At 47.9% G+C, this 20,092-nt stretch carries 17 protein-coding genes and 2 riboswitches; of the genes, 5 read left to right on the forward strand and 12 right to left on the reverse strand.

All coding sequences use genetic code 11. The features are described 5' to 3' along the window. Positions 1 to 12 precede the first annotated feature (12 nt). The 3 genes from KJS65_RS29850 to KJS65_RS14300 are packed head-to-tail and all read left to right on the forward strand — an operon-like array spanning position 13 to position 2,325. The gene (locus tag KJS65_RS29850) at positions 13 to 780 is read left to right on the forward strand and encodes an alpha/beta hydrolase (RefSeq protein WP_244864518.1); all 768 of its coding nucleotides are present in this window, start codon (positions 13 to 15) and stop codon (positions 778 to 780) included. Continuing rightward, complete coding sequence (locus tag KJS65_RS29855) at positions 781 to 1,479, forward strand: rhamnogalacturonan acetylesterase (protein WP_244864519.1); 699 nt, start codon at positions 781 to 783, stop codon at positions 1,477 to 1,479. Beyond that, complete coding sequence (locus KJS65_RS14300) at positions 1,480 to 2,325, forward strand: sugar phosphate isomerase/epimerase family protein (RefSeq protein WP_244864520.1); 846 nt, start codon at positions 1,480 to 1,482, stop codon at positions 2,323 to 2,325. Between the two features lie 121 nt (positions 2,326 to 2,446). Here the strand turns inward: KJS65_RS14300 and KJS65_RS14305 are convergent, their stop codons facing one another. After that, positions 2,447 to 4,417, reverse strand: coding sequence for a stalk domain-containing protein (locus tag KJS65_RS14305; protein WP_213650383.1), 1,971 nt, complete (start codon positions 4,415 to 4,417; stop codon positions 2,447 to 2,449). Positions 4,418 to 4,707: 290 nt separating this feature from the next. Between KJS65_RS14305 and KJS65_RS14310 the strand changes: the two genes are divergently transcribed. After that, positions 4,708 to 6,108, forward strand: coding sequence for a sialate O-acetylesterase (locus KJS65_RS14310; protein ID WP_213650384.1), 1,401 nt, complete (start codon positions 4,708 to 4,710; stop codon positions 6,106 to 6,108). Between the two features lie 89 nt (positions 6,109 to 6,197). Here the strand turns inward: KJS65_RS14310 and KJS65_RS14315 are convergent, their stop codons facing one another. The 10 genes from KJS65_RS14315 to KJS65_RS14360 form a co-directional block, all read right to left on the reverse strand. Continuing rightward, entirely contained in the window at positions 6,198 to 6,650 is a 453-nt protein-coding gene (locus KJS65_RS14315; RefSeq protein ID WP_213650385.1) for an OsmC family protein, read from the reverse strand. 24 nt (positions 6,651 to 6,674) lie between these two features. Continuing rightward, positions 6,675 to 7,421 carry an ABC transporter permease gene (locus KJS65_RS14320; protein ID WP_213650386.1) on the reverse strand — a complete coding sequence of 249 codons (747 nt, stop codon included), beginning with the start codon at positions 7,419 to 7,421 and terminating at the stop codon, positions 6,675 to 6,677. Between the two features lie 28 nt (positions 7,422 to 7,449). Beyond that, the gene (locus tag KJS65_RS14325; protein WP_213650387.1) at positions 7,450 to 8,475 is read right to left on the reverse strand and encodes an ABC transporter substrate-binding protein; all 1,026 of its coding nucleotides are present in this window, start codon (positions 8,473 to 8,475) and stop codon (positions 7,450 to 7,452) included. A gap of 18 nt (positions 8,476 to 8,493) precedes the next feature. Further along, entirely contained in the window at positions 8,494 to 9,291 is a 798-nt protein-coding gene (locus KJS65_RS14330; protein ID WP_244864521.1) for an ABC transporter ATP-binding protein, read from the reverse strand. Between the two features lie 195 nt (positions 9,292 to 9,486). Continuing rightward, positions 9,487 to 11,895 carry a penicillin acylase family protein gene (locus KJS65_RS14335; protein ID WP_213650388.1) on the reverse strand — a complete coding sequence of 803 codons (2,409 nt, stop codon included), beginning with the start codon at positions 11,893 to 11,895 and terminating at the stop codon, positions 9,487 to 9,489. 220 nt (positions 11,896 to 12,115) lie between these two features. Then, positions 12,116 to 13,297 (reverse strand): NupC/NupG family nucleoside CNT transporter, encoded by a 1,182-nt coding sequence (locus tag KJS65_RS14340; protein WP_136604273.1) that lies wholly within the window; start codon positions 13,295 to 13,297, stop codon positions 12,116 to 12,118. Between the two features lie 54 nt (positions 13,298 to 13,351). Further along, positions 13,352 to 14,062, reverse strand: a complete 711-nt coding sequence (gene deoD / locus KJS65_RS14345) for a purine-nucleoside phosphorylase (RefSeq protein ID WP_213650389.1) — start codon at positions 14,060 to 14,062, stop codon at positions 13,352 to 13,354. A 128-nt stretch (positions 14,063 to 14,190) separates the two neighbouring features. Next, positions 14,191 to 15,618 (reverse strand): AcpB/EbpR/MafR family transcriptional regulator, encoded by a 1,428-nt coding sequence (locus tag KJS65_RS14350; RefSeq protein WP_213650390.1) that lies wholly within the window; start codon positions 15,616 to 15,618, stop codon positions 14,191 to 14,193. 21 nt (positions 15,619 to 15,639) lie between these two features. Beyond that, a complete protein-coding gene (locus tag KJS65_RS14355) occupies positions 15,640 to 16,461 on the reverse strand; it encodes an alpha/beta fold hydrolase (RefSeq protein ID WP_213650391.1) in 822 nt (273 codons plus the stop codon). 154 nt (positions 16,462 to 16,615) lie between these two features. After that, a riboswitch (cyclic di-AMP (ydaO/yuaA leader) is annotated at positions 16,616 to 16,780 on the reverse strand. 73 nt (positions 16,781 to 16,853) lie between these two features. Continuing rightward, a riboswitch (cyclic di-AMP (ydaO/yuaA leader) is annotated at positions 16,854 to 17,052 on the reverse strand. 396 nt (positions 17,053 to 17,448) lie between these two features. Continuing rightward, the gene (locus tag KJS65_RS14360; protein ID WP_213650392.1) at positions 17,449 to 18,354 is read right to left on the reverse strand and encodes a DMT family transporter; all 906 of its coding nucleotides are present in this window, start codon (positions 18,352 to 18,354) and stop codon (positions 17,449 to 17,451) included. Between the two features lie 221 nt (positions 18,355 to 18,575). On the opposite strand from KJS65_RS14360, the gene KJS65_RS14365 reads away from it, so the two are divergent. Next, the gene (locus KJS65_RS14365; protein ID WP_213650393.1) at positions 18,576 to 18,959 is read left to right on the forward strand and encodes a winged helix-turn-helix transcriptional regulator; all 384 of its coding nucleotides are present in this window, start codon (positions 18,576 to 18,578) and stop codon (positions 18,957 to 18,959) included. A gap of 199 nt (positions 18,960 to 19,158) precedes the next feature. Here KJS65_RS14365 and KJS65_RS14370 read toward each other — a convergent pair whose 3' ends face one another. Then, positions 19,159 to 20,061: a LysR family transcriptional regulator gene (locus KJS65_RS14370; RefSeq protein ID WP_213650394.1), complete on the reverse strand. Its 903-nt coding sequence runs from the start codon at positions 20,059 to 20,061 to the stop codon at positions 19,159 to 19,161. Between the last annotated feature and the right edge of the window lie 31 nt (positions 20,062 to 20,092).

Consider the following 20,092-nt stretch of genomic DNA (forward strand, 5'->3'; position numbering starts at 1 on the left):
AGGAATACAAATATGCTGCAGGTATGTCATTTCACAGAAGGAGCATCGGAAGAATCTGTTTCCCGAAGCTCCTCTCTTCTCACTCTTTATCCGGTTGGTGAGACTAATGGAGAAATTCTCCCCTTTATACTCGTTCTGCCTGGCGGCGGGTACCAAAACTTGGCTGAACATGAAGGCGAGCCGGTTGCTAGGTGGTTAAACGGACTCGGTATTCATGCAGGTGTGCTCCATTATCAGCTTGGAAAATTCGAACCTGCTGCCTTGATTCAAGACGTGCAGGATGCAATCACCTGGGCCCGGCAAGCTCCTGAGGAGTGGGCGATTAACCCGCAGCAGGTCGGTATGATTGGATTCTCGGCCGGCGGACATTTAGCTTCGATCACTGCCGTTACTGGAACTGTAAAGCCGGATTTATTACTACTCGGATACCCAGTCATTACTTTCGAAGACCCTTATACCCATCAAGGGAGCCGGCTGAACTTCTTGGGTGAGCATCCGGAACCGGAGAAGCTTCACACCTTTTCTTCCGATCGGCAAGCAGACTCCTCGTCACCGCCAACCTTTATATGGACAACGGCCAATGACGCAGGCGTTCCGGTGGAGAACAGCCTGCTGTTCGCCGGCGCACTGTCCAAAGCGGGAGTTCCTTTTGAACTGCATGTGTTTGAGGATGGCCGTCATGGCCTTGGGCTTTCAGAAGACAACGCCCATTGCCAGCAATGGCTTGGCTGCTGTGCGAATTGGCTGCAACAACATCACTTTGTTAAGCAGGGAATCTAAATGACACATTCCCTGTTTATTGCCGGCGATTCCACCGCAGCTCGAAAGGAAGGTTCCAAGAAACCGATGGCCGGCTGGGGAGAATATCTCCAGGGATACTTGGACCCGTCCATTCGTGTAGACAACCGGGCGATCAACGGTCGCAGTACCAAGTCCTTTCTTTCGGAAGGTCACTATGCTGCCATAGAGCAAGAGCTTCAGCCTGGAGATTACGTCTTCATTCAATTCGGGCACAATGATGAGAAAAAGGAAGACCCTTTGCGGTATACCGATCCTGCTGCGGAGTATCGTTACAATCTGCTGCATTATATTGAATCGACCCGCCGCTGCGGGGGCATTCCCGTACTGCTGACCTCCGTCAGCCGGCGCCGTTTCACCAGCGATGGGTTTCCGGATCCTGCTGCCGTTGGGCTTTACCCCTCTGCCATGCGAGAGGTTGCGAAGGAATCCGGGACCCCCCTGCTTGATATTTTCGCAGCATCACAACAGCTTTATCGAGATTTAGGACATACAGGATCACAGGAATTGTTCATGCATTTACCAGAGAAGATGCATCCCAACTATCCCGAGGGCATTTCGGATGATACCCACTTTTCAGAAGAAGGCGCGCAGCGTATAGCCGGGCTTGTGGTACAGGCAATTGCACAGTCCAGTGCATTGTCTCATCTGCATAGAAAGCTCCGTGTGAAGGAGGCTTAAATGATGAGTATTCCGCTTCATTTGGGCATCCGTGCACATGATTTTGGGCAGATCCCGTTGCATGAGCTGACTTTAAAGCTTCAAAAATATGAATTTTCACATATTCAGTTCGCCTTAAAAAAATCCTTTCCCGAAAGTGTTCCCCGTCTGTCTGCCCTAAGCCCAGGTACGGCCGCTCACTATGGTGAAGCATTCCGGCAGGCGGGAATTCGGATTGCGGTGCTTGGATGTTATGTCAATATTGTGGACTCCGATCCACATAAGCGTGAGGAGGCATTGTCTGATTTCAACATCCATTTACGTCTGGCAAGAGATTTTGGCGCCAGTCTGGTAGGAACGGAAACGGGCAGTGTGGGAAATGGCTATACGTCAGACAACTTTACAGAGGATGCATTTCAGAAGGTTGTTGCTTCTGTGAGGGTCATGGTTGCCGAAGCCGAGCGTTTTGGCATGACGGTGGGTATCGAAGCCGGCTTGAATCATCCTTTGCATACGGCTCCATTGACTCGCAGGCTTCTCGATTTGGTCCCTTCACCTAATCTGCAGGTTATTCTGGACTGTGCCAACCTCATGAGTCCAGACAATTACTTGGAGCAGGAATCTGTGATCGAGGAAGCACTTGAGATTCTGGGCAACCGGATTGCCGTGATCCATCTCAAAGATTTTATGATGAAGGAAGGCCGCATTCACATCGTCCCCGTAGGTCAGGGCTGGCTTCATTTCGCACCGATTCTTCGTTATATGAAATATCAGCGCCCTCATATTCAAGGCATTCTGGAAAGCACTCCCGAGATACATCTGGAAGAAAGCATTGCTTTTTTGAAGGGGATGTATGAAGAAGTGTAATAAATAAAGTGATTAAACAAGCAAAAAAATCGCCTTTTGCAGGAATGGTGCGAAGGATCATCCATTCCAGCAAAGGGCGATTTAATTTTAAATACATGTTATGAAGGGTGTATACTGTCCATTACATAATAATCAATATCACTTTTCCATCCACGAAAGAAACAACGTCGAAATTAGAGTAACCCCATGTTTCGATGGTTTTGCCGCCACCAGTCGTAATATCCTTGGCCACAGGATTCCCCCAGGAGAGCTGTACTTGTTCTTTGGTCATCCCGAGAGAAACGCTGCCTGCTTTGATCTGTTTCCAGACGGATGCGGACCATTTGAATTTTTGATAAGGGTCGTAATTTAATAACGAAGATCGGTCCGCAAACAACTGCATGACTTCGGACGAGTTCATGGGGTAGCTTCGCAGTGTTTGACCCCCACCCGATTTGAATACAATGGAGAACTCTCCTTTGTCGTCAGGCAGCACATCGGTTACCGTAATTTTAGAGAAACGTTCCCAGCCCTCAAAATCATTCACCCAATAGGTCTTACCGATAAATTTGGCTAGGCTGCCCTGCATCGCTTTTTTGATTAATCCCGCCGTTTCCGAGGAAACGATGGTCATACTGGCATCTCCAAAGGAAATCTGCGCTTGCTTCCATTTGGCATCCCAGCTCACACTTGCTCCCAGCGCGTCGGTCAACATCGAAGCAGGGATGAGAAGTTCTCCCTTATCAAGGATAGGAGAAGCCTTTAACCGGATCATATTTCCGTTAAGTGAAGCTTGACTGCTGCCCGCTTTGAATGAGATCGCCGTCTCACCGAACTTTGCATCCATGCCTTCGCTTCCACCTGAAACCGTGCCTCCCAGCGCTTGGATAACGGCTTTGGCTGGAACAAATACATTGCTATTTACCTGCTTAGCATATTTCAGATTATTACGGAGACTGGTGGATATCGTCACTGTACTGGATACTCCACTTGAAGTTACCGTGACCTGTGTCTTGCCAACTCCAGCCGCTTTCAGCGTTCCATCCGGCTGCAATTTCACCAGGTATGGTTTTTCGACATCCACTTTGGCATCACTAACCGGAACCTTAATCTTTGCTTTGTTCGAATAGGTTTCCTGGATGTCTACCTTCAAGCTGTCCCCTACAAAAGGCTTTGTATCGGATATTGAAACCGCCAAGTCCGTAACGACCGGCACATCGACCGGTGAAATTTCACCATTTTTGTACAAGACCCAGCTCCCGTCGCTATGCTGAGCGTAAATCCCTTCGGACAGATCATCTTTATACGAATCCACAGCCGTTTTTACGATTCCGCTAAGACCGGCTATTGGGTCCTTAAGCTTCCAGCGATCCTTATATTCTCCCGTCACCCACACGGTACCATCCTTAAGCGTAACAATGAGGGCATCCGTAGGATATCTTGAAACATACACGATATGAATAGCATCCTGTGTGACCGTGACTGGAATAATACGGCCGTTATCATCAAAATTGGATGTTTCATAGACAACAACTTTACCGCTGTCATATAGCAAGGCAACACGACCATCATGAACCGCCATAGACTTGATCGAAGATGCTTGCTCCACCATGCCAAGCTTTTTGAACTGCCCTGGTTTGTAAGGTTCTTCAAAGAGCACATCTCCATTTGAAGACAACGCCGCAAAACTCTTATCGCCATCAGCAATGAGTAATATGCTGTTTAGATTTTTCATTGGCTTGTCTCCGGACCATACTGTACCGTCCGTCTTCAGCCAGTAGCTTCCTGAAACCTGCTTCACCCCTGTCTTGCCTTCGAGAACATCCGGAGCACCGAATTCCCATGAAATCAACCGTCCATCCTGGGTTATTCCCCTACCATGATACACATTGCCACTAATTGTAGCTATGGCTCCGGGTGTGTGGACGATTCGAGACCCGTCGACCGTGGACCACATCGAACCATCACTCATTAAATAGGTATCCTTCCCAGCAATGTCTTTAATCTGAAGCTGGCTTTCTTCAGCATAGGCTGTACCTGTTGTCCAATTGATTAAACTGAATCCACAAAGTAAGCTAATCAGTCCGAAAAAAAATAATAATGTCTTTTTCAATTTCATGACCTCTCTTTTTCTCTAATACAAGCAAAATTTTCCAGACATTTTGTTGATTTCGACAACTTCCTTCTTATTTCTAAAATATAAGAATGACGGAACACTCTCGTTAATCAAACCATATTCGCTAAATATTTCCGGGGAAATTGTCGCATGGTAGAATGAATCTATTTTCGACGGGATGGTTTGGTTCTATCAAGCAGGAATCCGGCAGCCAAAGTAGAAAGAAAAAGCAGATGGTTAACGAATAACGCTGCTGCAGCTGCGATAAAGGAGTTGTTACATAACGGATGCATCATCAAATCGGCGTTACTATTGAGCAGGGACCCCAGCCGTGGACTATCATTCAGCAGCGAGAAGGCTTTGCTTCTATAGAGCTTAACGGAGCCTGGACCCCACCTGGGGATGGAAGTAGTTACGGCCAGGTATATGTAAGGATTGTTAAGGAGGACTCTTCAGAAAATGTGATGGGATGGACTCCTGCCCTGACCGATCAGGCATCGCATACATGGTCACTCCACCTGGTGAATATTCCAGCCGGCGGCTTGTACCGCCTGGAGACCTCCCTTCAGATGGACGGCAAGGCTGCAATGGAATGGTTTACGCGCGGCGACATGGTCCATCACCTCGGAGTAGGTGATCTCTGGGTCATTGCCGGGCAGAGCAATGCCGCAGGTTATGGCAGAGGTCCCGTAAACGACCCGCCCGAACTCGGAATTCACCTGCTTCGTCATAACGGACGATGGGATCTGGCGACGCATCCTTTTAGCGATTCGACTCAGTCCCTTCATATGGAGAACCGGGAGAACGCCAACCCGGGTCATTCCCCGTTCCTCTCCTTCGCCCGGATCGTCAAAAGGGACACCGGCTGGCCAATCGGTTTAATCCCGGTGGCTCACGGCGGTTCTCCGCTTAGTAAATGGAACCCCGAGGAGGATGGCATGTTGTATCGGGTGATGATGGATACGATCCTGTCCACCGGCGGCGATATTCGCGGCATCCTATGGTATCAAGGCTGTACAGACTGTACACCCAAGGAGTCGCCGACGTATTTATCCCGTTTCCGTACGATGGTCGAATCGATCCGGAGAGATTTGGGCCAAGATACTCTGCCGGTACTGACAGTTCAACTGAACCGTCATACCTCGTCCAATCCGTCGACGGAAGGAGATATTTCCTGGGGAACGCTACGTGAGCATCAGCGTCAGGCCGCTCACGAAATACCTCATGTGACGGTTATTCCGGCTCTCGACTGCCCGCTCTCGGATGAAATTCATAATAGCCCGGCGGGTAATCTTCTGATCGGTGAGCGGTTAGCACGTGCTGCCCTGTCGGAGGTTTATGGTATGCCTGTTCACTATCAGGCTCCGGAAATCCAATCCGCAAGGCTGCTTCCGGAAGGATCACAGGATATAGCAATCCTTGAGATTGCCTTTAATCATGTCAAAGGCAATCTCCTGACAACCGGTCCGCTCCAACCCGTCTTCACCGTGGAGGATGAAGAAGGTCTGATCCATGCATCTGAATGTACCCTTACTGGCTCCAATACCATCCAAGTTCAGCTAAATCGCAGCGTGAGAGGCCGTGCCTGCTTACATGGTGCCTTTGAGGAGAATCCTGCCGCTCATCTACCTCTGGATAATGCGACGTATCTGCCGATGCTAGGATTCTATCAGTTTCCGATCGAATAACAGACCGTTGAATCACCGCTAAAAAAATAAAGAGATGGCTTCTGACTGGATCAGAAGCCATCTCTTTTTTATGTGTTGACGATTTATGATTACATACAGCAATTTCCGCCTTCTAATGTACAGCTTGTGCCGGTATGCACAGCTGCATCCGGATCAGCCTCTCTATAACGGATCGCAATATGAGGCCCTACGGTCCGCAAAACCTTGCAGTTGCTTTTGACATGTGAAAGCAGTTCTGCTTTCTGCTGTGCGGTCAGCCCCCCTGCAAAGGTCACTCTAAAATCAATCGCAGATATATCGCCTTGATCATCTACCGTATCCTCAGCCGTTACGGATACATCCGTCAGAAGAAGCTCCTTCTGCTCCGCGTACCGGAGCAGTGTCATCACAGAGCATGACGATAATCCAACAAGCCAAAGCTCGGTGGGGCGAAAACCCATGTTGCCGCCTCCCCGTTCTACGCTTTGGTCAATCGTAACGGTACGGCTCTGCGCATGGGCCAATTGTAAGAACCGGCTCACCCGTTCAACAAATACTTTCATATCTTCCTCCCCTGTATGCTTGTTTTACGCCTTCGATTCCCAGGAAGCGAACCGCTTCTTCAACGGATGAATGAGTACAAATTCGAAGAACATCGCCAAAATACCGATGGTAATAATACCGACCATTACAAGAGGCGAATTGCCGATCTGCCCGCTGGAAGAGATTAGCCAGCCGATTCCCGCACTTCCCCCAATCATTTCCGCCGCTACAAGGGAACGCCAGGCGATCCCGAAGCCGACCACGATTCCGGTGAACGCAGACGGCATAACCTCCGGTAAATACACATGCCAGGCCAGCTGAAGCCGGCTTGCGCCAAGTGTCTGAGCCGCGCGGATATGCGATATTTTAATGCGTTCCATGCCCTGAATGACATTAACGACAATCGGGAAAAAGGCTGCGATCACAATGACTGCGATCATCGGCGCACTTCCCAGATCCAGCATCAATATCAGCAGCGGTGCCCAGGCCATTGGCGGCGTTGCCTGGAACAGCGCCACCATCGGTGTTAAGAACTGCCGGAAGGCTTTACTGATGCCTGCAAGCAGCCCTAAAATAAATGCCGACACAGCTGCGATCACAAAGCCAAAGAACAAACGGTACAGGCTGATCCCGATATGATGATAATAGTCCGGTGACATAAGCTGCTTCTTCAGTTCCAGCAAGGTACGCCAGGGTCCCGGAAAAATAATGGGCGGATAATGGCGTGCAGCGAGCATCCAGACCACGATAATAAAAGGCACGGCAAGAATGCCAAAATGAAATTTTTTCATATCTTTCCCCCTGCCTTCGTAGGCTCGGTTATTTGACCCAGGTGGTATCGATAATGCTGCTTACATCAAGCTGCTTCTCCAGCGATTTGATTTTATAGCTGTTATCCGCGATCTCCTGGTAATATTTCAAATCTTCATCGGTAAATTGATAAGAGAATGTATTGCGTTTCAAAGCCTGAGCCATGACCTCACCAGGTGTATACGTTTTGTCAGATCCCTTGATATCAGGCACATTAAATGCTTTGGCCAGTACCTCAGCATCCTCCTGCGTGTTTTGATTCAAATCATCAATCGAGGCGATATGTCCCTGGATGAATTTTTTTGCGGCATCCGCATGATCCTTCAAGAACGTGTTCGAGCCCAAAACCACAAATGCCGGATCCGGAAGCTCCTTCACCACTTTCAATCCCCGAAGCTCCGCAAATGTTAAGAACGGCTCGCCGGCTACCCCCGCATCGATTGTCCCATTCGTAATTGCTGTCTCCATATTGGCTGTCTCCATCTGCACCAAAGTGACATCCTGATCGCTCAGCTGCCCTTCCGGAAGCAGAACCGCACGGATCAGGTAATCCACGCCGCTGCCTTTTACCAAGTTACCGAGCTTTTTCCCCTTCAAGTCTGCCGGCTGCTGTATATCTGAAGAGTCCTTGGTCAACACTCCGTTTTTACCATCATCCACTTTGGCAATGATCTTAAACTCCGCTCCACGCGAGCCCCAGTTCACCGCTGCAGGCATACCCGAATAGGCCACATCCAGCTTGCCGGAAGAGAGGGCCTTGTATAGATCAGGGCCATTGGCAAAAGAGAAAAACTCCGCTTTTAAGCCCTGCTTGTCAAGCAGATTCTTTTCCTTCGCAATAATGGCGGGAGCCGCCGCGAGCAGATTCACATACCCTACCTTGATTTCCTGGACCTGCTCTTTTTGGCCTGTACCGGCTGCATCTTCTGACGACTTGTCCGTATCCTTGCTCCCGCATCCTGCGGTCAGCGCAGCAGCCAGTACAAGACTTCCCGCCATGCTGAATATTTTGCTGTATACCGATCTCTTTTTCATTGTGACATTCCCCTTTTTTTATATCCCTGAGCCTTCCGACTCGTATTGAATTTGAAAATCATATCGCAGATCCTGCATCAGCTGCTTCTTGTATTCATTAAAATACGATGAGACACGAATTTCCGGGATTCTCGGCTTTCCAAGGCCGATATGTATCATATTGTGAATACTGCCCCGATCATCAAATACAGCGACCCGGTCCGACAGATAGATGGCTTCATCAATGCTGTGGGTCACTAAAATGACCGTCATGTCTGTCTCCTTCTGAATTCGCAGCAGTTCTTCTTGGAGCGATTCCCTGGTTTGCTCATCTAAAGCACTAAAGGGCTCATCCATGAGCAGGATATTAGGCTTGGTTACCAGTGTCCGGGCAATCGCCACCCGCTGCTTCATCCCGCCCGAGAGATCGCTGATACTCTTGTGCTCGGAACCCGATAATCCAACCATTTGGATGGCCTCCTTGCTGCGTTCCCGTATTTCCTGTTTGCTCACTCCTGCCATTCGCAAACCGAAAGAGACATTATCCAGGACGCTGAGCCAAGGGAACAGTGCCAAATCTTGAAAAACAAAGCCGCGGTCAGGCCCCGGTTTGGTGACTTCCTTCCCTTGGACCGTGATCTTTCCGTGCTTCGGCTTGATGTATCCGGCAATCACATTCAGCAGTGTGCTCTTGCCGCATCCGCTTTTACCGATAATACTCACAAATTCACCTTGATTGATCGTTAAATGAATATCGTTAAGAATGCTGCGATTATCCTGATAAGCTACTGAAATATGATTAATTTCCATTAAAGGAATACTCTTTTGAACCGGCAAGATGATCCCTCCTTTTAATTACCAGTAAGCCGATATGAATTATGAATAAGTTAGCACTAAAGCATTGAGCCGTCAAGAAGAAAATGCTTTCAGCTGTAAGCAGAACAGCATGTCATATCAATGATTCGATACACCATCAATAGGGAGGAGCGTTGATACAAAAAAGCAGCCCAAAGGGCTGCTTTTTTGTATCACTTATTTCGGAAATAACTTCAACTCATTTCCGGCACTCCGGTAAATGGTTGGCAAGATGCTGGTCATATGGTATTGGCCCGTTGTCCAGTCATCTACCTGATTGTGGTACCACTTGCTCAGCAGATGACCGGATTGACCCGGCCCGACCGCATTAAACGACCTCAGCGGATCCGATAGATCAATCACGGTTCTCCATGGAGCGCCGTGGTTCACTTCACCGGTTGCCGAATCCCAACCTGCCGCGCCAACGGTTACCCGTCCTCCGCCCATCGGAACGGCTTTGGCGTTGAAGATCAGGTTCAACGGCTTCACCGAGCCAAGCGGATGAGGGAAGTCTATCTGATGGAACTCCCCCCACTGCCATTTGGATGGATGCTTCCCCTGCAGAGAAACAGCCTGATCGACCGCCAGCTGAAGTGCCTGCAGCGCCACCATTTCCAGCCCGCCCTTTTCATCCATCCATGGCTCCTGCTCGCCTTGCAGCGATTTGCGAAGCATTTCATCCTTTACGATGGCTTTATTATTAAACAGCTTCATCATGTCATCGCTGATTTCCGGCTTGAACAGCACATCATCAAATCTCTGCATCCACAGTTCATAAGCAAGAGGTGCCGCTTGATCCGGGTCATTCACTTTATTCCAATTTTGCAGCAGTCCCAGTACTTCCTTATCTACCGGGCGAAGATCCGAATTATTTTTGACCTTGCCGATCAGGCCATCCAAAAACTCCTCAGCCTGAAGGTTATTGCGATCAAACTGCAGTTTCTGCATATCCTCCACGGTCAACTTATCCTTACCGGACAATACCTGCTGGATACGCGCTTCGCGGTATGGCTGAGCCCAGCTGTCGGTCAAGTGAAACGGATAGTTGTCATCGATGACTTTATTGTTCGCGGTCGCAATAAACCCTTCTTTCGGATTCACAGTCGTAGGCAGATCATCCCAGGGAATATATCCCGTCCATTCATATTCATCCGTCCATCCAGGTACGGGAACCGAGCCGTCGCCCTTTTTGCGGATCGGAATCAGGCCATTTCCCCGGTACGCGATTGTACCATCTGTGGAAGCAAAGACGAAATTCTGTGCAGGAGCATCAAAAAACTCCAAGCTTTTCTTAAAATCCTCCCAGTTATGTGCTTTGGCGAACATTTGGATGGCCTCAAGCTCCGTCGTCGAATCCAAGGCCGTCCACCTCATGGCGAGCGCAGTATCCTGCTGCTGATCTTTGGCGAACTCGGAAATAATCGGTCCATGCCGGGTCACCACGACATCATAGGATACCGGCTCCTCACCTTTTATTTTTATTTCCTCCTTATACACCTTGGCATCTTCCCACTTACCCATGTATTCAAACTGATTCAGATTCTCCGGATTTCTCTTTTCTATATAAAGATCCTGCACATCCGGGCCTAAGTTTGTCACTCCCCAGGCAATATCCTCGTTGTGTCCTAGAATAATTCCTGGAACTCCGGCGAAAATAACGCCACTCACATTCAAATCCGGTGCCGAAAGATGTGTCTCGTACCAGATCGACGGTGTAGCCAGTCCCAGATGCGGATCATTCGCCAGCATCGGCTTCCCTGAAGCCGACTTCTCACCGGATACGACCCAGTTGTTGCTGCCATTAAAAGGATCAGGAGTTACAGCGGCGGCAGCGAGTGCGGTCAGGTCAACCGGATTGTCCTTTAGTGCCTGAATAATCGTAGCCCCGTCCTTCGGATAAGTCGGCATTAAAGATTGAAGCTTCTCAGGCGATAGCTTCTGCGCCATGCTGTACCGGAAGGCCTGCCCCTCCCAATTGCCTGCCAGATCATAAGCCATATATTTACCAATCGTTAAGGAATCAATCGGCTGCCACTCCGTTGGCTGGTACCCCAGGATCGTAAACTCAACCGGCAGTGATTTGGATTCTTTTGCTTGCTTTATGTAATTGTTCACGCCTTGCGCATACCATTCCAGTACATTCTTGGATTCCTCCGAATAGGCAGCTAAGGAAGCCTCAGCCGCTCTACGCAGACCGAAGCTGCGAAAGAATTTATCGCGGTCGATCGCTTTTGCCCCCACCACTTCACTCAGCTGTCCGGAAGCCTGCCTTCTGCTCAGATCCATCTGAAAGATGCGGTCCTGCGCTGTCACATACCCTTGGGCAATATACAGGTCCTGCTCACTTTGCGCCTCGATATGCGGCACGCCGGATTCATCCCTCCATACCGTTACTTCTTTTTCCAGTCCGGAAATGTGGAGTTCGCCCTTAATGACCGGCAAACTTTTATTCACCAGCCAGTACACGTATCCACCTGCGCAGGCAATCAAAAGCACAATAATCAGAACAATGATTCCGACGACGCGCGGCCAGCGTTTTTTGCGCGGTTTGACGCTCGGAACGGTCACTGCGGCCAAAAGCTTCATGCAGGACTCCCCCAGACTCTAATGGTTATTTATGGATTCTCATCCATTATAGGGGGTGAAGCGCTTTCATTCAAGATGACGGAGCATCCATCCAAGAACTTACAGCATCAACAGGCATACGAATAATGAAATAGGAGTTAATATACATATAAAAACCAGGCTGCTGATGATCAGCAATCCTGGTTTTTTTTGCATTCAGTCCTATAAAAAAATGATCATTTTAAAATACTATGCTGATAATGGTTGCCGACAAGAAGCTGACCAGGGCCGCACCGTACAGCAGCTTCAGGCCAAACCCCGCGACCACATTGCCCTGCTTCTCATGCAGGCCTTTAACGGCCCCGACAATCGTTCCAATGGAACCGAAATTCGCGAAGGAAATCAGGAACACCGAAACGATCGCTTTGGTGCGCTCGCTGAAATCCCCTTGGATTTTCACGAAATCAAGCATGGCTACAAACTCATTGGCCACAATTTTGGTAGCCATAATGCTTCCCGCTTTGATCGCTTCATGCCAGGGAACCCCCATCAGAAAAGCGAATGGCGCCAATACGTAGCCCAGCAAATTTTGAAACGAAATTCCGAAAATGCCGCTGAAAATACCGTTGATCATGGCAATCAAGCCGACAAAGCCGACCAGCATGACGCCGACGATGACGACCACTTTAAAGCCGTCCATAATGTATTCGCCAAGCATTTCGAAAAAGGTCTGTCTGGTCTCTTCCTGTACTTCCAAGATATCCTCTTCCGGCTGAACCCGGTACGGATTGATGATGGAAGAAATAATGAAGCCCCCGAACAGGTTCAGTACGAGCGCAGCCACGACGTATTCCGGTTTCAGCATCGTCATGTACGAGCCGACAATGGACATCGACACCGTGGACATGGCCGAAGCGCACAGCGTATAAAGGCGTTCACGCGGCAGCAGCCCGATCTGCTTTTTGATGGAAATGAACACTTCGTTTTGCCCCAAAATCGCCGAGGCTACCGCGTTGTAGGATTCCAGCTTGCCCATGCCGTTGACCTTGCTCAGCGCGAGGCCGATGTATTTGATGATGAACGGCAGAATCTTATAATGCTGCAATATCCCGATGAGCACCGACATGAATACGATCGGCATCAGCACATGGAAGAAAAACGAATGAATGCCTTCATTGACAATGCCGCCAAACACGAACTCTGTACCCGCATTCGCAAAATCCAGGATTTTGGCGAATCCGTCCGCAAACCCCCTTACCAGAAATTCGCCGACGTTTGTTTTGAGAAGAACCAATCCCAGCACGATTTGCAGGATAATCATCACGAGGATAGGGCGGAATTTAATATTTTTCTTATCAGAGCTGGCCATCCAGGCAAACGCCAACACGACGGCCAGTCCAAGCAAAGCGATCACATATTTCATGTTGCTCCCCCTTCGTACACGTGAATATAATCACAAACTCTTTGAGTTTGAACTTTAGGCCTCCGCTATAATGGTGTCCAGCGCGATCTCGGCCATTTGATTAAACGACTGCTCACTGTCTTTATGTGCGGACCGCTCGTTCGTCAGCAGCTGGCTCCCTACCGTTAGAATCGACAACGCTTTAACCCCATACTTTGCAGCCAGGGTATACAGCGCCGTACTTTCCATCTCCACGGCCAGTACGCCGAACTCCATGAATTTGTGCAGTCTTGCCATGGTCTCCCTGTAGAACTCGTCGGAATTGTAAACGTTCCCCACGAATACGTTGGCACTGGAGGCCTTTGCCTGCTGGTAGGCCTTCATCAGCATGCCAAAATCGGCTGAAGGCGCGTAATTGCAGCCCATAAATATTTTCTCCGTCATGTTGCTGTCCGAGGAAACCGCTTGTGCGAGAACGATGTCCCGGATTTGCAGATCCTTTTGCATAGCCCCGCAGGTGCCGATCCGGATAAGTTTCTTCGCGCCGTAATCCCGGATCAGCTCCGTAACGTAAATGCTCATCGAGGGATTGCCCATCCCCGTCCCCTGCACCGAAACAGAAACTCCTTTATATAACCCGGTATAACCGTACATTCCCCTAACCTCGTTATAGCAGCGGGCGTTCTCCAGGAAATGCTCGGCAACGAATTTGGCGCGCAGCGGATCGCCAGGCAGCAGAACCCGTTCCGCGATGTCTCCGGACTTGGCTTCCATATGAATACTCATGTTGTTTTCCCCCTTCAAGATGGCTGTCTGCGAATCGTAATCGCTTACAATATTCATCTTAAAAGGAGCCGGGCGAGGAAACTAGTCCAATTACCGCCGTTGCAAACGGAAGAAAAAGGACCAAGCGCTCAGCTAAGCAGCTCCAGTCGGATATTTTCCAGATCTCTTTTCGTTGGAATCGTTGAAATAATGACCGTCGGAATGCGGGACAAGGAAACGGGGATCGTGCTGATAATGAAATCGATCTGATGCTGCGCAACGATCTCGTCGGTTAATCCGTGCAGAATCGAGGTCTCGATCGTCAGATCATCGCCTATTTCCCTCTTGATCAGATTCGCGACGTAATGCCGGACCGAAAATTCTTCACCGACGATGAGAAAAGCCTTCTTGCTCTTATATCTGAGGCTCGAGCTGATAATAAACGCAAGTTTGGTCAAGTGGTAATCGTTGCATGACATGGCGGGGAACAGCTTCTGCCAGCTGTGCATGCAATCCGAAACGGTTTTAAAAATGGGCTGTTCTTCCTTCAGGATATAATCGGTCAGATGGCTGTGGGAGACGGCCATTAATTCGGGAATGGCATGATCAATCCGCAGCTTGTCAATAAATTCATGGATTTCTGCCCGAAAACGCGGACCTGCATTTAATGTGGGAAACGCCTTGGACAACAACGGAATAAGCTGCTGGGCCATGCGGCTTCCCTCTTCCGTTGTACGCTTCTCACCGTCTTTTAGTTGAATCCCGTCCCGTTCATGATACTGGCTGAGGCTGAACATCGACTGCAGAAAATAAATCTCATCGCAGGTTAGCTCAACTTGGTAACGCCGCATCAGCTTTTCGGCGAGGCGATTGATCGGCCCGTAAAATACATTATGCTCCCATGCGTAGCTTCCGCCGTTCAATGAGACGCCATGCCCGCCCCGAACCCTTTCCAGTACAATGGCCAGCAAAAAAGATAAATTGCGCTTGGAATTCAAAAAATAGATCATCCCGCTCTCCTGCTCGATCTCCGTCACCCAACCGTCCAACTGCCGTTCGTCCATACCGGGAAATGGCCAGCCCTCCGTTGGGTACGCCTCGGTAAATAACTTCCATAAAAAATACCGGACATGAATCTCGCTTCCTTTGAGGGTGGGTGAGGAATACGTCATTCGCAGATGAAAAGGGCGAAGTTCATCCCGATTGAGATGTATGATCCACTTTTTAAAGGACGAGAAGCTCATAAAAAGAGCTTCGGCCATTTCTTCGGCGGATCTCTTCCCGTTATGCGCAAGAACAAGCTGCATCAGGCGGAAATAGGAAGTTTCCCTGAAAAGAGCCGCCAGGACTTCGCGGACGGTCGCACCATGCCTGTCGCGGTGAAAACTGATCCCTCTCCCTCTCGACACCTCCACATGCATGGATTCGGGGAGCAGCGGAGCGGCCTCCTCCACGATTTTCTTGATGGATTTGCCGGATACACCCAGCTCCCTTTCAATCTCCGCAAGCGTAAACCAGCGTTCTTCCCGATCCAGCATGCCCAGCAGCGACTTTAATTGTCTGTATTCCTTATTCATTCCATCACCTGCATCCCAAATTCAGACCAACTGCTTTTCCATCCTGAAAATGCGCTGGTCGATCAAAAAGTCAAGCAAAACACGGTTGAATTGCTGAGGCTGGCACAGATGGCTCGGATAAATGGCATCCTCTATGACAGCCTTCTGCGCACAGGCGAATCTCTCCGCCGCCTTGTTCATCTGCTTGACAAACCATTCGCTCTGTCTGCCAGCCACGCATAAAATAGGCATCCTCAACCGGGATGAATTCGAATCGATGTCGATTTTCAGCAATGCCATCCGCTGTTTGATCGATTCCGTCGGCCGCTTGTGGAACAGTTCATCCCTTAATATGCTGTACGCAGGTACCCAACGATTATACGTCACCCGCAGCGAACGGAGGAAAAATTCGGCAGGAAGATAATAAGACAACCAGCTGCATGCTTCGATAATTTTCCAAATACCGTTTTTTGTCCCAAAAGGACCATAAGGGCCATAAAAATAGCTGTCCACCAGAACAAGCGCGTTAACTCTATCCGGGTGGGACGCTGCAAATTTTTGCACAAGCAGACTGCCGCTCGAGCAGCCTACCAAGGTAATCTTAGGGATATTAAGCTTTTCGAGCAGTTCAGATAAATCTTTACACTGGGTATCTATAATGTCCTCAACTTCCACATTTAATTTCCCTGAATTCCCGTAGCCTCTTAAATCCAGCACAATGACTTTAGCCCTTTTGCTGAAATATTCGACCTGCGGCTCAAACATATGGTGAGTCGAAAGATGTCCGTGAATAAAGACGATAGGCACGCCGCTGCCATGTGTCTCATAATATAATGTTGTTCCGTTCACTTGGATGTTGGGCAACTTCCTTCTCCTCTCTACCTAGCATGATGTACATAATGCCTTCCTTCAGACAGATAAAAAAACAACAAAAAAAGAAGCATCGAAAAGAGGACCTCTCTTCAATGCTTCTTTGGGCAAGACTAAAAAAGCCTTGTTCAAAAATGCATATATACAGGTTGCCTCTCTTTAAACGCTTGCGAGGTTAGCTGACGGATTCGGACTTAAAAGAGTAGCCCTACTCAAATGCATGAGATTCACCCCATGTGACAATGTTCATAACATCATCACGGCCGGTTCCCCCGCTTTCCGCTATCCAGCGGAAATTCAGCGAAATAGACATCGATTCAATTTGCGCACAGAAAAACACAGAGCGGTTACCCTGTGCTTTAAGTCTAAAAATTCACAGTTTCACTCCTCTCTCATAGCAACGCTTACGAGGTTAGCTGACGGATTCGGGCAGTGAGAGTTGCCCTACGGAACCAGTCATGTCATTGACAAACCTGATCCGATTCACCCCTTGCAGTGACATCATCCCGTACTCTGACAGGATAATCGCTCAATGCTGTTGTGGTTCCCCCGCTTTTCACAATGAAAACTCAGCGTAATTCAAAGACGTACCTTTAAAATTGTTAATAATGAACTGAATATACGCCTGAGCAGGCGAACTGTAAAGCATGGGTAATACAGAATTCGGGGCTATTTTGATACCTTTGATTGAATACCCATCACTTATCCGGTTTTGTCATTCAATTGCTTCCTTTATCTCTATTTCTCTTTTGTTTATGTTCCTTGTGTATCCAAATCACAGCATTATGGCAAAATCCACTGGCAGTATTTCTAGAAAACCTATAAAAAAACCGCCTTCTGAAGTGTTTTCAGTGGCGGTTTTCATGTTTTTTACTACTTGTATCGTAATCTTACTTATAATAAAGTGCTAAATCTTTAGGCACATTAAACGATCAACTTTTGGGGGCAGGAAGGAGACAATATTCGGTTTTCACCCTAAAGTCAAACTACTTTTTTTTGCTGAACCATAGCCGATTCTTTAATTTGAAAATTCCCCGACAGATATAATCCCAAAAGCACAATTACGGTGGCGATGACACCATACCATGTAATGGGTTCACCTAGTACAATGGCAGCAAGGATATAGCCTGCGACAGGATTTAAAAGCAGCCAGTTATTTGCTTTGACGGCATCCTGCTTTAACAAATAATACCAGATGCTCATACTAATAATTGAGAGACCGAAGACAGACCAAAGAAGGTATTCTACAAGATGGATATCCAGGTTGATAGGCTTACCAGACTCTAGGAAAAGAGTTGGGATCAATAAAAGAATGCCTCCGATGAATACCTGCCACGCGTTTATCACTAGGTTAGGCAGCTGTAAATCAGCTTTTTTGAAAATGAGGCTTCCAACAGCCATAGAGACCATCGCAAAAGTAAGAAACAATATGCCGCTTAGGGTGGCATGACTGCCAGTCAATGACGGGAAAGTCGCAATGAACAGACCAATGACGGAAACTACCATACCCACCCACTCTTTCGGCCGAATGTGTTTTCCCATGAAAATCAGAGAAAAGAGCGCAAAAAGGAAAGGGTTGATCGGGAGAAAGAGATTAAATATTCCAGCGGAAATGGTCCGAAGAGCCAAATTGCCTAACCCAACAAACAACGTGGTATTTAATAAACCCATCAAAATTAAAAACTTCCATTCTCTTTTGTTTGGTAAAGTATATTTCCCCTTTTTAAAGCCGTAAATATATAGCAGCAGCAACAACCCGGCGATAAGAAAACGCAATGTCGCTAATGTTAATGGGGGCGCTGATAGTAAGCCGATTTTCATAATAATAGCTCCAGATGAATATAAAATAGTAAAAATTATACCTATTAGCAAACCTTTCAAGCTCATGACGATTAACCCTTCTCTCTTCAGTAATCTTTACTTCATATGTCCACTTACGGTCCTTCTCCCAAAGCACCTCCATCCTCTGACGCATGATCAAACCATCCTTCCCAAATGAAAAGCGTTGTTGTTACCGCTATATAATATGATGTATACTCGAATTATAATAGTACGCATAATTTTATAATATAGTATTAAAAATCAAACTATTGGAGGTGTAGGGGCTTTTGGGCGATCAAAGGAAGAAGAGCAGCATTACTCCGAGTACGGAAGGGTGTCCTGTAGAAACAACTTTAGATGTAATTGGGGGAAAATGGAAAGGAATCATTCTTTATCATCTTATCGATGGTCCGAGAAGATTTAATGAATTCCGCCGCCTCTATCCGGGAATAACGCAATTCATGCTTACACTGCAGCTCCGTGAGCTTGAACGGGACGGCATTGTTCACCGCGAAGTTTATAAACAGGTGCCTCCTAAGGTGGAATATTCACTGACTGAATTTGGAAGAACGTTGGAACCAATCATTTTGTCCATGAGGAATTGGGGAGACACCTATAGAGATAGACTTCATGATATTCGAATATTATCGCAGCAAGGGGAAGAGGTTTGAAGTGATCTTCTAAGGATACAAACACGAGACTAGAATTGAAGGCCACTCCCGGCGGGGCGGCCTTTGTCGTAAACAAAATGTTGTAGTTTTATCAAAAAGATTGATAATTAAGGTTTAGTAGTTGTGGTACTTCTGACCATTGCAAAAAGGAGATTAGAACATTCTAATCTCCTTTTTCATTAACGGCATACAACATCCTTTACTCGGAAATTGCGTCATGAAGCGCCTCGATATAAGCTGTCGCCAGCTTGGACAAGGCCGCATTGTGATGACAAATCCAGCCGACATTGATGGTTTCTTCGATATCCAAAGGGACAGGGATAATCTCATTGCCATTTAGATCAGCACTCAGAACCCCTGTAGAAATCGTATAGCCATTCAGACCAATCAGCAGATTGAAAAGTGTAGCCCGATCATTGACACGAATGCTTTTTGGATGTGAAAGGGTGCTCAAAATTTCCTCTGAGAAATGAAAAGAATTAAACTCTCCCTGCTCAAAGGACAAATAGGGATAATCCTGGAGCTGATCGATGGTTACGACGGATTGCTTGGCAAGAGGATTATGGATACTGATAAAAATATGCGGTTTAGCCGTGAACAGACTCGTAAATTTCAAATTCGCATCCTTCAGAAGTCTGTTTATCACCTTGCTGTTGAACTCATTCAGATATAAGATGCCAATCTCGCTCCGCTGGCTTTTGACGTCCTGAATAATTTCATGGGTTTTGGTCTCTCGCAGAGCCAGTTCATACTCATCCTGACCATACTCTCCCACCAGGTTTACAAAGGCATTGACGGCAAAAGCATAATGCTGGGTCGATACGGAAAAATGCTGAGGCGAGGGCTTGGCGTTCAAGTAGCGGCTCTCCAGCAGCTCCGCCTGCTCAATCACCTGCCGGGCATACCCCAGAAACTCCGCCCCTTCCTTGGAAAGAGATATACCTTTGTTGGTACGCTCGAAAATCTGGATCCGGATTTCTTCCTCCAGATCCTTGATTGCATTCGAAAGACTCGGCTGGGATATAAATAGCCTTTTGGCTGCTTCATTCATAGATCCGCGGTTAGCGACCTCGATCACGTATTTCAGTTGCTGTAGTGTCAATGTTCTGATCCCTTTCTCTGGTTCAATGCTA

The organism is Paenibacillus sp. J23TS9, assembly GCF_018403225.1.
Classification (GTDB): domain Bacteria; phylum Bacillota; class Bacilli; order Paenibacillales; family Paenibacillaceae; genus Paenibacillus_AQ.

Bases quoted from the DNA above. Each gene is read 5' to 3' on its own strand.
- KJS65_RS14350 (WP_213650390.1), bottom strand. From the start codon at position 15,618: ATGAATAAGGAATACAGACAATTAAAGTCGCTGCTGGGCATGCTGGAT.
- KJS65_RS29850 (WP_244864518.1), top strand. From the start codon at position 13: ATGCTGCAGGTATGTCATTTCACAGAAGGAGCATCGGAAGAATCTGTT.
- KJS65_RS14340 (WP_136604273.1), bottom strand. From the start codon at position 13,297: ATGAAATATGTGATCGCTTTGCTTGGACTGGCCGTCGTGTTGGCGTTT.
- KJS65_RS14325 (WP_213650387.1), bottom strand. From the start codon at position 8,475: ATGAAAAAGAGATCGGTATACAGCAAAATATTCAGCATGGCGGGAAGT.
- KJS65_RS14335 (WP_213650388.1), bottom strand. From the start codon at position 11,895: ATGAAGCTTTTGGCCGCAGTGACCGTTCCGAGCGTCAAACCGCGCAAA.
- KJS65_RS29855 (WP_244864519.1), top strand. From the start codon at position 781: ATGACACATTCCCTGTTTATTGCCGGCGATTCCACCGCAGCTCGAAAG.
- KJS65_RS14315 (WP_213650385.1), bottom strand. From the start codon at position 6,650: ATGAAAGTATTTGTTGAACGGGTGAGCCGGTTCTTACAATTGGCCCAT.
- KJS65_RS14320 (WP_213650386.1), bottom strand. From the start codon at position 7,421: ATGAAAAAATTTCATTTTGGCATTCTTGCCGTGCCTTTTATTATCGTG.
- KJS65_RS14310 (WP_213650384.1), top strand. From the start codon at position 4,708: ATGCATCATCAAATCGGCGTTACTATTGAGCAGGGACCCCAGCCGTGG.
- KJS65_RS14360 (WP_213650392.1), bottom strand. From the start codon at position 18,354: ATGAGCTTGAAAGGTTTGCTAATAGGTATAATTTTTACTATTTTATAT.
- KJS65_RS14300 (WP_244864520.1), top strand. From the start codon at position 1,480: ATGATGAGTATTCCGCTTCATTTGGGCATCCGTGCACATGATTTTGGG.
- deoD (WP_213650389.1), bottom strand. From the start codon at position 14,062: ATGAGTATTCATATGGAAGCCAAGTCCGGAGACATCGCGGAACGGGTT.